At 70.2% G+C, this 12,547-nt stretch carries 11 protein-coding genes; 6 read left to right on the plus strand and 5 right to left on the minus strand.

Annotated elements, in window-relative coordinates:
- The first annotated feature begins 93 nt into the window (after positions 1-93).
- Positions 94-228: a hypothetical protein gene (locus tag U3653_RS20415; RefSeq protein WP_323124126.1), complete on the plus strand. Its 135-nt coding sequence runs from the start codon at positions 94-96 to the stop codon at positions 226-228.
- An 80-nt stretch (positions 229-308) separates the two neighbouring features.
- Entirely contained in the window at positions 309-602 is a 294-nt protein-coding gene (locus tag U3653_RS20420; protein WP_195078175.1) for a DUF1330 domain-containing protein, read from the plus strand.
- A 375-nt stretch (positions 603-977) separates the two neighbouring features.
- Here U3653_RS20420 and U3653_RS20425 read toward each other — a convergent pair whose 3' ends face one another.
- The 5 genes from U3653_RS20425 to U3653_RS20445 form a co-directional block, all read right to left on the minus strand.
- A complete protein-coding gene (locus U3653_RS20425) occupies positions 978-3,038 on the minus strand; it encodes an ATP-binding cassette domain-containing protein (RefSeq protein ID WP_435406578.1) in 2,061 nt (686 codons plus the stop codon).
- A 10-nt stretch (positions 3,039-3,048) separates the two neighbouring features.
- Complete coding sequence (locus U3653_RS20430; protein ID WP_195078174.1) at positions 3,049-5,301, minus strand: ABC transporter ATP-binding protein/permease; 2,253 nt, start codon at positions 5,299-5,301, stop codon at positions 3,049-3,051.
- A gap of 4 nt (positions 5,302-5,305) precedes the next feature.
- Positions 5,306-6,337 (minus strand): cytochrome d ubiquinol oxidase subunit II, encoded by a 1,032-nt coding sequence (cydB, locus tag U3653_RS20435; protein WP_195078173.1) that lies wholly within the window; start codon positions 6,335-6,337, stop codon positions 5,306-5,308.
- Between the two features lie 9 nt (positions 6,338-6,346).
- Complete coding sequence (locus tag U3653_RS20440; RefSeq protein ID WP_195078172.1) at positions 6,347-7,840, minus strand: cytochrome ubiquinol oxidase subunit I; 1,494 nt, start codon at positions 7,838-7,840, stop codon at positions 6,347-6,349.
- A 639-nt stretch (positions 7,841-8,479) separates the two neighbouring features.
- Entirely contained in the window at positions 8,480-9,343 is an 864-nt protein-coding gene (locus U3653_RS20445; RefSeq protein WP_324722429.1) for an aminodeoxychorismate lyase, read from the minus strand.
- Between U3653_RS20445 and U3653_RS20450 the strand changes: the two genes are divergently transcribed.
- From U3653_RS20450 to U3653_RS20465, 4 genes are all read left to right on the plus strand, one after another.
- Entirely contained in the window at positions 9,248-9,481 is a 234-nt protein-coding gene (locus tag U3653_RS20450) for a hypothetical protein (protein ID WP_323124170.1), read from the plus strand. The two genes, U3653_RS20445 and U3653_RS20450, sit on opposite strands and share 96 nt — an antisense overlap.
- 101 nt (positions 9,482-9,582) lie before the next feature.
- Positions 9,583-10,695 (plus strand): CAF17-like 4Fe-4S cluster assembly/insertion protein YgfZ, encoded by a 1,113-nt coding sequence (ygfZ, locus tag U3653_RS20455; RefSeq protein WP_323124124.1) that lies wholly within the window; start codon positions 9,583-9,585, stop codon positions 10,693-10,695.
- Between the two features lie 101 nt (positions 10,696-10,796).
- Entirely contained in the window at positions 10,797-11,513 is a 717-nt protein-coding gene (locus U3653_RS20460) for an MOSC domain-containing protein (protein WP_195078169.1), read from the plus strand.
- Complete coding sequence (locus U3653_RS20465; protein ID WP_195078168.1) at positions 11,510-12,463, plus strand: asparaginase; 954 nt, start codon at positions 11,510-11,512, stop codon at positions 12,461-12,463. The genes U3653_RS20460 and U3653_RS20465 overlap by 4 nt, the downstream gene beginning before the upstream one ends.
- Positions 12,464-12,547 lie beyond the last annotated feature (84 nt).

The raw sequence follows: 12,547 nt of genomic DNA on the forward strand, positions 1-12,547 counted from the left end.
CGGCTGCCTGCCTCACGGCGCCGCCGGTGGTTGTGGCCCAGCTCGCTGAGCAGATCCGGATGGATCCGGTGGAGATCGGCTCGTACGGCAAGCATGCCAAGACCTACCGAGCAGCTGCGGTTGGCCCACGGCCTGATCCTGGCCGCGGGCACCGGCCCCGGCCGCCTCTTCCCCGGCGACAGCGCCGACACCACTGCGGCGCTGGTCGGCATCGCGCCATGGCGCTGACAAGCCTCGCTCTCGCCCGCCGGCTCTCCTCCGAGACCAACCCGTAAGTCACATGTACTCATCCCCACACTGGAGGTTCCATGCCCAAGGGCTACTGGGTCAGCGTCTATCGCACCATTTCCGACCCGGAGAAGCTGGCTGCTTACGACAAGCTGGCCGGTCCGGCCGTCAGGGCCGGCGGCGGTCGAGTCCTCAGCCGTGGCGGTCGGGTCGTGGCGTATGACGCCGGAATCGCCGGGCGCACCATCCTGATCGAGTTCGACAGCTTCGAGCAGGCCGTCGCGGCGCGCGAGAGCGCGGCCTACCAGGAGGCGCTTGCCGCCCTCTCCGACGGCGTCGAGCGCGACTTCCGAATTGTCGAAGGCACCGACTGACCGAGGTCCAGGCGGATCTCGGCTGGAGGACTCACCTGATCTCGCGAGCAACTCACCGGGTACGGCCAGAACCCACACACATCCCCAACACAGGACCTGTGATCAACCCAGGCCCACCCCACTAGTACGGCATGAATGCTCGGAGAGGCGGAACAGAACAGCCCCCGAGCCATACCGGTGCGATTGTGGTCGCACGGGTCCGGTCGGACGGACCGGGGCTCGGGGGCCGGGTGACTGCCTGGAATTCGCTCAGCGCTCGCGCGGGCGAAATCCACCTGCAGCGGTGGCGCTAGCGGACAGCCACCTCACGTGTCCTATGAATAACCATTCTTCGAACCACCTCCTTCCTCGTGTACGAACGAATCTAGCGATACGTCAGTAGCTCGGCAACGGAATTTCTCGGTGGGCGGAATCGGCGCTTCCTCGCCCCGTGAAGTCGGTCGTGACCTGCCCCGATGCGGAGATTCGCAGTACCGCGTCGGCCCGATGCCCCTCCGGTAGCTGATGTGTGACGACGACCACGGTGCGGTCCGATTCGACGAGGCCGCTGTCGGCGTCGAGCAGATCGCGCAGCAACTTCGCTCCCGCCTCGCCCTCCATGTGTTCCGTCGGTTCGTCCAGCAGCAGCACCCGCGCCGGCGCGGCCAGTGCGCGGGCGAGCAGGATGCGGCGGCGCTGGCCGCCCGACACGGCTGCCGCTCCCCCGACGAGATCGGTGTGCACGCCCTGCGGCAGCCCGTTCAGCCAGTCGCCGAGACCCGCCTTCCGCAATGCCGCTTCGGCTTCCTCCTCGGTCAGGTCACCGCGGGCTACCCGCAGATTCTCGAGTACGGATGTGCCGAACAGGTGCGCGTCCTCGGCGAAGAAGGTGACGCCGGGGCGGGGCGTGTCGAACAATCCGGCCCAGTGCATCAGCAGGGTGGTCTTGCCCGCGCCGCTGGGGCCGACCACGGCGATCCGGCGGCCACCGGGGAGGTCCGGCACGCGCGCGTCGACGGGGCGGCCCGGGTTGGAGACGCTTGCCCACGGTCGTCCAGGTTCCGGTTCCCCTCCCGGCTCCGGTTCCGCTCCGAGCCGGGCGGCGGATGGGTCGGCCGCGCCCGCAGATCCCTTCCAGCCGACGTCGCCCGTGGGCTGCGAAGGAGCCGCGTCGATGCCGCCGGAATGCGGGCGGGAGTCGGTTCCGGCGGAAGCACTGTCACCGCCGGTCCAGGAGGTCAGCTGGCGGGATGGCGAGATGACCGCTGGGTCAGCGGCGTTCGCCGCGCCGCCGGCCGGCAGCGAACGCGCGGCAAGCGGCGGGAGGACGGCGGAAGTACCGTCACCGCCGGCCCAGGAAGTCAGCTGGCGGGATACCGGGGTGACGGCGGGGTCGGCGGCGTTCGCCGCGCCTCCGGTGGACAGCGGACGCACGGCACGCGGTGCGGGGTTCGTCGACGCTGTGGGCGAATCGGGTTCGAACTGATCCAGGCGATGCAGCGCCGCACGGGCCGTGGTCAGGGCTTGCGCTGCCGCGGGCAATGGGCCGACCGCTTCGAAAGCCGACAGCGGTAGCAGGACGAGGACGACGAGCGCCATCGGCGTCATAGCGCCCGGAGTGCCGCCGTCCGGGCCGTAGAGGGTGATGCCGATGAGCAGGGCGCCGAGTGCCGCGGCGCCGATGGACAACGGCGTGGCGGCAGCCGACCAGGCGCTGCGCGCGGCGGCCCGGTCTTCCGCGGCGACCGCGCGGCGCGACGCTTTCCCCGCCGCGACGAGGGCGGCGTCGAGGCGGCCCGCGACGCGCAGTTCGGCGGCATGGTCGAGCACCGTGAGGGCCTGGGCCGTGAACTCCGCCCGGTCGGCGCGCACAGCCCGTTCCGCCTCGGACGCCGCCTCTGCCGACAACCACGGCGCGACGATGCCCGACAGGGCCAGCGCACCTGCCAGGATCGCGGCGGCCGCGAGCGAAATTGTCGCCAAGAGCCCGACGGCCGCGAGCGACAGCACGAGGGCCACCGCGACCGGCACGAACACGCGGACCACCACTGCGCCCAGATCATCGATATCGCTGCCGATACGGACCAAGAGGTCCCCGCGGCGCGGCGGCTTCACCCCCGTCCGGTCGCCTCCGTCCTCCGCGACCCGGGGACGGCGCAGCCAGAAATCCGAGCGAGCCAGCGTCCGGTAGACCGTGGTTCGCGCGGTCGTCATGGCGCGCAGCGCGACATCATGGGTGGCGAGCCGTTCCAGGTACCGGCACAGGCCGCGGGAGATGCCGAGCGCGCGCACCGCGACCACGGCGACGCTCAGGTCCAGCACCGGCGGCATCTGCCAGGCCCGCGCGATCAACCAGGCCGCCAGCGCCGCGAGTCCGAGCCCGCTACCCAGCGCCAGCACGCCCCACCCGATCGCCACCGCGACCCGCCAGCGGGACAATTCCAGCAGCGCCCACATGCGGCGCAGATCAGCGAACACGTCGGGGGACCTCCGCTCGGTCCGAGTGCACCTCTACGACATGGTCGGCGGCGGCCAGCACGGTTGGGCGATGACCGATGACGATCACCGTCGCGCCCGCACGGGCGCGGGCCCGAAGTGCGGCCAGCACGGTGGCTTCGGCGGCGGCGTCGAGATGTGCGGTGGGCTCGTCCAGCAGCAGGATCGGGCGCTCCGTGGCCAGCACCCTGGTGAGCGCGAGGCGTTGCCGCTGGCCGAGGGAAAGGCCGATGCCGCCGGGGCCGACCACGGTGTCCCAGCGCTCGGGCAGATCGTCGAGCACGGCGTCGAAACCGGTTGCCAGGCAAGCGGCTTCGAGATCGTCTACGACCCGCACCGGACCGCGTGCGGCGTGGTCCGCCGTGCGCGCGCCGAGCAATTCGAGGTTGTCCCGCAGCGTGCCCGGCACCAGAACCGGACGCTGCGGCAGCCAGGCCACGCGTGCCCACCATCGCTCCGGGTCCAGTTCCCGCACGTCGACACCGTCGACCGTCACAGCACCCCGGTCGGGCGTGATCAGGCCCAGAATAGCCTGCACGGCGGTCGATTTCCCGCTTCCATTGGCACCGGCGAGCACCGTGACCGCACCCGGCCGCAAGATCGCCGACAGCCCCGCGGGGGCGAACCCGTCGCGTGCTCGGACCCAGAGGTCGCGAAGTTCGACCGTGCCAGGGCCGACAAGGCCGCGGCGACCGGCCGTCGCCTCGACTGCGGGCGCGGTGCGGCGGTCGGGTGTACCGACGCGCGCCGACTCACCGACGACCGCCACCTCACCATGCACACCCTCGCCGGGTAGCCCCTCGACCAACTCGCCACGAGTCGCCATCGCGCCGGAACCCACGGCGCTGCTGTAGTAAGCCGTCGCCGACACTCCCCCCGGCTCGGTGCGGCCGTCGTAAGTACCGGCGGGCGCCGACTCGCCCGGCTCACCACCGGTACGCGCCGCTGCGCCTTTCACGCCGTGTCCGGACAACCCCTCAGCCAGTTCGCCCCGAGTCGTCGTTGCCGCCGCGTCGGGGCCCACGGCGCCGCTGAGGTGAGCCGTCGTCGAGGCTCCCTCCAACGCGGTGCGGCGGCCGTTGCCGGTGTCGGCGCGGGCCGATCCGTCGGGCGCGGCCGCACACGGGCCGACCAGGCTCGGCACCGCGTTGTCGGCGGCCTCGGGGACGAGCGGCGCGCCCGGCATGGCATGGCCGAGTTGGCTGGCGACCCGCTCGGCAGGGGTGGACTCGAGGATCGCGAACGCCCGATCCGCGGCCGCCATGCCGTCCTGGGCGGCGTGGAATCGTTCGCCCACCATGCGTAGCGGCAGGTACACCTCCGGGGCGAGCACCAGCGCCACCAGGCCCGCGTACAGGCTCATCTCGCCGAACACCAGCCGCAGGCCGATGGAGACCGCGATCAGCGCGACGCTCAGGGTCGCGAGCAGTTCCAGCACCATCGAGGACAAAAAGGCCATGCGCAGCGCGCGCATGGTGCGTTCGCGCAAGGCGTCACCGAGAGCGCGGACGCGGTGCTGCATGGTGCGTCCGGGCTCGCCCCGCTGGTCCGGTGCCGCCTCGCCGCTCTCCCGGCCGAGCGCACGCAGCGTCGGCATGCCCGCGAACAGATCGAGCAGTTGGTCCGACAACCGGGTGGTGGCCGCGAGCGTGGCTTCGGCACGCCCTTGGGTGAGCAGCCCGATGAGGATCATGAAGATCGGGATGAGCGGCAAGGTGATCACCACGATCACGCCGGAAGCCGGATCGTGTGCCGCGATGACCGCGAGCACGATCGGCGGGACCAGCACCGCCAGCAGCAGCGCGGGCAGGTAGCCGACCAGATACCCGCGCAGCCCGGACAAGCCCGTGCCGACGACGACGGCCAATTCGGTTCGGCGCGCGTCCAGTTCGCGAGGCGACAGCCGGGCCCCCGCGCCGAGCACCGCGCCTTCCAGCTCCGCCACCACGCTCGCGCCCGCTCGGTGCGCGAGCCGGGATTGCCACCAGGTGGCGAGCACCCGGCAGGCGATCGCGACCGCGAGTCCGACCAGTTCGGCCGTCCACACGCCGAGCGTGCGCGCGGCCGGATCGGTGACCACGCCCGCGAGCACCCGTCCGATCAGCACCGCCGCGACCACGATCGCGCCGGTGACGACCAGCGACAGCGCCACGCTCAGCGCGAGGTAGCTACGCGCCGAGCGGGCATAGCGCCACAAACGGGGATCGACCGGCGGGCGGGCCATGACGTCAATCCCGCGCTGTCCGCAGGGGCAGGCCGACCGGGGGCGGGATCTGCTCGACGGTGATCCGCTTGCGGAACACCCAGTACGTCCAACCCTGGTACACCAGCACGACCGGCGTGACCAGCGCCGCGGCCCAGCTCATCACCTTCAGCGTGTACGGCGTCGAGGACGCGTTGTAGACCGTCAGGTCGAACGCCGCATCGATCGTCGAGGGAAGCACCGCGGGAAACAGCGAACCGAACAGCAGCGCGGTCGCCGCCGCGACGGTCACCGTGGTGCCGGTGAACGCCCACCCGTCGCGCTGAGCGACATCGGCCGCCGCCGCCACGACCAAGCCGAGCACCGCCAGCCCCAGCGGGATCCAGGTCCAGCCGGTCCCGTGGGCCAGCTGGGTCCACAACCCGAATCCGCCGACGACGACCACGGCCGGTACCAGCAGCAGCCGAGCGGTGCGCCGGGCGTCGTCGCGAACCTCGCCCGCCGTCTTGAGCACCAGGAACATCGCTCCGTGCAAGGCGAACAACAGTCCGGTCGCCAGCCCGCCGAGCAGGGCGTAGGGCCCGAACAGGTCCGCCACCGAGCCCGCGAACTGCTTCTTCTCGTTCAGCGGGACCCCGCGCACGACATTCGCGAACACCCAGCCCCAGGCCAGCGCGGGCACCCAGGAGCCGATGCCGATGCCGATGTCGCAGCGGGCGCGCCAGCGCGGGTCATCGATCTTGCCGCGGTACTCGATGGCGCAGATGCGCAGGATCAGCGCGACGAGCACCAGCAGCAACGCCAGATAGAACCCGGAGAACAGGCTGGCGTACCACTCCGGGAAGGCGGCGAACATCGCGGCGCCCGCGGTGATCAGCCAGACCTCGTTGGCGTCCCACACCGGCCCGATCGTGTTGAGCACCGCGCGCCTGCGCCGGTCGGAGCCCTTGCCGAGGATCGGCATGAGCATGCCGACGCCGAAATCGAAGCCCTCCAGCACGAAGTAGCCGGTGAACAACACACCGATCAGGACGAACCAGAACTCTTGCAAACTCATCGCCGGCTCCTAGTAGGCGAACGAAAGTTGTTCGACAGCGGGCTCTTCGGCGCGGCGGCCGCCCGACGCCGCGTCCGTGTCGTGCGGTTCGACCGCGGCGGGCGCGGCCGGATCGGGTCCGTGGACGACGTAGCGGCGCATCAGGAAGAACCACACGAGCGCCAGCGCGCCGTACAGCAGGGTGAAGACGATCAGCGAGAACAGCACGACGCCCGGCGCGTGATCCGAGACGCCCTGCTGCACGGTCAGGCGCAGGTTCGGATCGCCGGTGGGGTTGGGCGCCACCACCCAGGGCTGCCGCCCCATCTCGGTGAACACCCACCCGGCGCTGTTGCCCAGGAACGGGGTGGGGATGGCCAGCAGGCTCAGCCAGGAGAACCACCGCTGGTCCGGCACCCGTCCGCGGCGGGTCAGCCACAGTCCGGCCAGCGCGAGCAGCGCCGACCCCGCCGACAGCCCGATCATGGCGCGGAACGACCAGTAGGTGACGAACAGGTTGGGCCGGTAGTCACCGACGCCGAACTTCTCGTTGTAGGTCTTCTGCAGGTCGACGACGCCGTCCAGCGTCACGCCGGTGAACTCCCCTTTCGCCAGCCACGGCAGCACATAGGGCACTTCGAGCACATGCGTCACGCTGTCGCAGTTGTTGTGCGTGCCGACGGTGAGCACGGAGAAATCGGGATCCAAGGCGGTGTGGCACAGCGATTCCGCCGACGCCATCTTCATCGGCTGTTGCTCGAACATCAGCTTGCCCTGCACGTCGCCGGTGTAGACCAGAGCGCCCATCGCCGCGATCACCACGACGATGCTCGCCCGCGCCGCCGGCCGCCACATCTGGCGCGCCTCGGCCGTTTTCACCGGGTCGCCGCTGCGCGCGTTGCGCACCATCCACCAGCCCGCGATGCCCATGACGAAGGTGCCCGCCGTGAGGAAGGAACCGGCCACCACGTGCGGGAAAGCCGCCAGCAATGTGTTGTTGGTGAGCACCTCCACGATGCTCTCCAGTTCCGCGCGACCGGTTTCCGGGTTGTAGCGGGCGCCGACCGGATGCTGCATGAACGAGTTGGCCGCGACGATGAAGTACGCCGAGGCGTTCACGCCGATCGCGACCATCCAGATCGCGCCGAGGTGCAGCACTTTCGGCAACCGGGTCCAGCCGAAGATCCACAGCCCGAGGAAGGTCGACTCCATGAAGAAGGCGATCAGGCCTTCCAGTGCGAGCGGAGCGCCGAACACGTCACCGACGAATCGGGAGTACTCGCTCCAGTTCATGCCGAACTGGAACTCCTGCACGATGCCGGTCGCGACGCCGAGGGCGAAGTTGATCAGGAACAGCTTGCCGAAGAACTTGGTCAGTCGCAGCCAGTGCTGCTTGCCGGTGACGACCCAGGCCGTCTGCATGGCCGCCACCAGCGGCGCGAGCCCGATGGTCAGCGGCACCAGGAGGAAGTGATAAACGGTGGTGATGCCGAACTGCCATCGGGAGATGTCCAAGGCGTTCAAGCCGGCCTCCTGCGTATCTACTACATGTCGTAGTAAGCCTACGCCGGAACAGGCGGCGAACAATGCGTCCTAGGCCACGCTACCAGGGGTGATTTCGCCTGTCGCAGCTTGTTTTCCGTGCTCATCGCCGTCCCGTGCCCGCCCGAGTAGGACGCAGATCACGAAGCGACGCCGATCACGGCGACGATGCGGCAATCCGCGCCCAGCCGACACGACCGATCACCCCAGCCGACGCGACTGATCACCCCAGCCCACGCGATCGAGCACCCGGCCAACGCGACCGAGCAACCCAGCCGACGCGACCGATCACCGCAGCCCACGCGACCGAGCACCGCAGCCCACGCGACCGATCACCGCAGCCCACGCGACCGATCACCGCAGCCCACGCGACCGATCACCGCAGCCCACGCGACCGAGCAACCCAGCCAGACGCAACCGAGCAACCCAGCCAGACGCAACCGAGCAACCCAGCCGACGCGACAACCGATCACACCGGCCAACGCGACAACTGATCTCGCAAGTACATGGGTAACTCACCGGGTACGCCCAGAACTCGCGCGGCACCCCACGCAGGACCTGTGACCAACCCACCCGCCTCCCAACCAGTACGGCCTGAAGACCCGGAGGGGCGGCACAGCATCACCAGTCGCCGATGGCTCCCGCTCGCTCGATGCCGCGATCGACCAGCCCGATGATCTCTTCGGCGTTGTCCGGCGCGGACATCCGCAGCCCGTCCAGCGAATTGACCCGCGCCGCAAGCGAAATGCTCGACAGCATCCAGATGCTGTCGCAGGTGAGCAGATCGGCGGTGAACAGCGAGTCGTAGCGGCATTGCCAGCCCGCCTTCTCGGCTTCGGCGAACAGCGCGCGCTGGGTGACGCCGGGCAGCACCCCGTTCTTCGCGGGCGGGGTGATCAACTGCTTGTCGCGGGCGATCACCACGGTGGAGCGCGGTCCCTCCAGCACCCGGTTCTCCGTGCTGGTGAAGATCACGTCATCCGCGCCCATGCGCGCGGCGAACCGGAGGGCGGCCATATTGGTGGCATAGGACAGCGTCTTGGCCCCGAGCAGCTGCCACGGCGCGGCCTGGGCGAGGTCGATCGAGATGCCGCGCGACAAAGACACCACGGCGACGCCTTCGGTGCGAGCCTTCTCGACCCGCTCCGGCACCGGCACCACGAGCACGAAAGCGGTCGGCACCGGCACGGCGGCGGCGAGGTCGCCGGTCTTCACCTTGTCGGGCGTGCCGGCCAGCTCGCAGTCGCGGCCGCGGGTGAGCACCAGCCGCATCACGCCTTCGCGTTCGCTGCCCCACTCCTTGGCCGCGGTCTCCACCGCCTCGCGCCATTTGCCCAATTCGGGCTCGGGCAGATCGAGCGCTTGTGCGGAGCGACGCAATCTGCCTAGATGAAATTCGATCGCGCACGCGACTCCCGCGCGCACGAGCACCGTTTCGAAGACACCGTCGCCACGCAATACGCCAATATCGTCCGCAAACAACAACGGCGCATCCGCATCTCGGACCGCGCCATCGAGAGTTACCAGAACTCGATCCACCATGCGACGAGCGTAGGCGGTGTGAGCGGACAATGCCTATGTCACGGCCGCTTTTGCCAGACCTTTTGTGCGGCCTCCCCATGAGGTCCGCCGTAATGCTCGGACAATGCCGATCCGCTATGCCGTTCCGCGACGCCGTGGCCCGGTTCGCGCACGGCCGGGCGGGCCCGCCTAGAGTGGGAGAGGTGTCCGTGGTCGTTGCGCCCAGCCCCATCCTCAGTGTGTCGGGAGCCGTCGCGGGAGCGGCGGGTTCGCCCGACGCCGCCGTCGCCTGGCACTACGGCGATCCGTTCGGCGAGCAGCGCGCGGCGGTACAGCGCGCCGCGATCGTCGACCGGTCGCACCGATTCGTTCTGCGCATCACCGGCGGCGAGCGACTGACCTGGCTGCACACCATCTCCAGCCAGCATGTCGCCGCCCTCGGCGACGGGCAGTCCGCCGAGAACCTCGACCTCGATCTGAACGGCCGGGTCCAGCATCACTTCGTGCTCACCGAACTGGACGGGACCGTCTGGATCGATACCGAGGCCGAGCGCGGACCCGACCTGCTGGCGTTCCTGCAGAAGATGGTCTTCTGGGCCGATGCCAAGCCGGAAGCCGCCGACCACGCGGTGCTGAGCCTGCTCGGCCCAGGTGTGGCCGCGCTGACCGAGACGCTGGGCATCACCGCCCTTCCCGGGGTCTACGAGGCCACCCCGCTGCCCGGCGGCGGATTCCTGCGCCGGATGCCGTGGCCGACGGCCGAGTCCTTCGATCTGGTCGTCCCGCGTGACCAGCTGACCGGCCTGTGGGACCGGCTCACCGCGGCGGGCGCCGTCCCCGCCGGAATGTGGGCGTTCGAGGCGTTGCGAGTCGCGGCCGTGCGCCCGCGGATCGGACTGGACACCGACGAGCGGACCATCCCGCACGAGGCTCGCTGGATCGGCGGCGTCGCCGAACACGGAGCGGTCCACCTGGACAAGGGTTGCTACCGCGGCCAGGAGACGGTGGCCAGGGTCCACAATCTCGGCAAGCCGCCGCGGCACCTGCTGCTGCTGCACCTGGACGGCTCGGCGGACGAACGCCCGGCCACCGGCGACGACGTCACCGCGGGCGGCCGCGCGGTCGGCAGGCTCGGCACGGTCGTCGACCACTACGAACTGGGTCCGATCGCCCTCGCGCTGATCAAGCGCGCGGTTCCGGCCGACACCGCGCTGGTCGCGGGCCCGGTCGCGGCGTCCATCGATCCCGACTCGGTGCCCGCCGACGACGAACCGCAGGCGGGCCGTCTCGCGGTCGACCGGCTGCGCGGGCGCTGACCTGTTGACCGACCACCGGCAGGCGGGGGCCTTCCCTCAGCCGTCATCCGCACCTTTGCTCGATGCCGAGCTCCCCATTCCAGACGAGAGGAGCGCCGTTCATGCGCGTCGGTGATTCCGGAGAGGTGCTCGCGGCGTGCGTGGTGCACGCCGATATCGAGGTGCCGGGTCGAGTCGGTCGCAGTGCCATCGACAAGCGGCCGGTGGCGGGACGGGTCGCGGTGCGCGCCTTGGGCTTGGATGGCGATCACGTCTGCAACACCAAGGACCACGGTGGCGTCCACCAAGCCGTCTACGCCTACGCCGACGAGGACGCCCGCCGCTGGGGCACGGAGCTGGGCCGGGAACTGCCCGCGGGTTGGTTCGGCGAAAACCTGCGTGTGCGCGGCCTCCCCGTCAGCGACTCGGTGATCGGCGCGCGCTGGTCGGTCGGCGACACCTTGCTGGAGGTGAGCGCTCCGCGCGTGCCGTGCGCCACGTTCCAGCACTGGAGCGGCGAGCAGCAGTGGGTCAAACGGTTCGCCCTGCGCAGCGACACCGGCGCCTACCTGCGGGTGCTCACCGAGGGCACGATCGGAGCGGGCGACCGGATCTCGGTGGTGCACGTCCCCGCGCACGGCGTCACGGTCCGCGACCTGTTCACCGGCGCCGATCCGGACCTGTTGGCGATCCTGCTCGCCGACGAGCCGACCATCTCCGACGACGTGCGTATGCAGGTGCGACGGCACGCGCGCAGGCATGGCAACGCCGGGCGCGCCGCCGCGCACCGCCACGTGACAGCAAGCACCGACGACATCGGCACGGGAGCGAAATCGTGAGTGTGGAACTGGTCGAGGTGGTCCGCTCGGGCTTCCGCGAATGCGTGCACCGCGGCTCGGTGGTGGTGCTCGACGCCGCGGGCGAGCCCACCCTCGAACTCGGCGAAGTGCATCTGCCGATCTTCCCGCGCTCGACGAACAAACCGATGCAGGCGATCACCTTGCTGCGCAATGGTTTTCAACCGGTCGACGACGCCGAGCTCGCCATCGCCACGGCCTCGCACTACGGCGAGCCCGACCATGTCGCGCTGGTCCGCAGGCTGCTGGACCGGTTCGGCCTGCCCGATTCGTCCTTGGCCTGTCCGGCCGATCTGCCGTACGACGAGGGCGCGCGCACCGCGCTGCTGTCCGGCGGAGGACAGCCGCACCCGATCTACATGAACTGCTCGGGCAAGCACGCGGCAATGCTCGCGACCTGTGCGATCAACGGCTGGCCGACGGAGGGCTACCAGGACAGGGCGCATCCGCTGCAGCGCGCGGTGATCGCGACCGTGGCCGAGCTGACCGGCGAGCCGGAAGCCGATCTCGGCATCGACGGCTGCGGATTGCCGATCATCCCGGTGTCCCTGGTCAACCTCGCGCGGGTGTTCTCGGCCATGGCCACGGCCGAGCCGGGGAGCCCGGAACGGCGGGTCGCCGACGCGGTGCGGGCGCACCCGCGAGTGATTTCCGGCACGAACGCGCCCGATCTACTGACCATGCGGGCCACTCCGGGGCTGGTGTGCAAGATCGGCGCGGACGGCGTGCACGCGGGGGCGCTGCCGGACGGATCGGCTTTCGCGTACAAGATCGAAGACGGGCACGATCGCGCGCGAATGCCGCTGACGCTGGCGATTCTGCATCGAATGGGGATCGAGTGGACCGACGCGCACGCGGAGCTGGCGGCCCCCGCGGTGCTCGGCGGAGGCGCACGAGTGGGTGTGATTCGCGCGATACCGGGGGTGGTCTAGGTATTCCACGGCAGGGCGACAAGCGGGCAAACGGCACCGGTTCCGGAGTTCTTCACCCACTCCTGGAAGCGAGACCGCCGGACA

Source organism: Nocardia implantans (assembly GCF_035544775.1).
GTDB lineage: Bacteria > Actinomycetota > Actinomycetes > Mycobacteriales > Mycobacteriaceae > Nocardia > Nocardia implantans.

Excerpts from the sequence above, each read along its gene's own strand:
- U3653_RS20415 (WP_323124126.1), top strand. The coding sequence starts at position 94 with ATGCCAAGACCTACCGAGCAGCTGCGGTTGGCCCACGGCCTGATCCTG.
- U3653_RS20420 (WP_195078175.1), top strand. The coding sequence starts at position 309 with ATGCCCAAGGGCTACTGGGTCAGCGTCTATCGCACCATTTCCGACCCG.
- U3653_RS20425 (WP_435406578.1), bottom strand. The coding sequence starts at position 3,038 with ATGTGGGCGCTGCTGGAATTGTCCCGCTGGCGGGTCGCGGTGGCGATC.
- U3653_RS20430 (WP_195078174.1), bottom strand. The coding sequence starts at position 5,301 with ATGGCCCGCCCGCCGGTCGATCCCCGTTTGTGGCGCTATGCCCGCTCG.
- cydB (WP_195078173.1), bottom strand. The coding sequence starts at position 6,337 with ATGAGTTTGCAAGAGTTCTGGTTCGTCCTGATCGGTGTGTTGTTCACC.
- U3653_RS20450 (WP_323124170.1), top strand. The coding sequence starts at position 9,248 with ATGAAATTCGATCGCGCACGCGACTCCCGCGCGCACGAGCACCGTTTC.
- U3653_RS20460 (WP_195078169.1), top strand. The coding sequence starts at position 10,797 with ATGCGCGTCGGTGATTCCGGAGAGGTGCTCGCGGCGTGCGTGGTGCAC.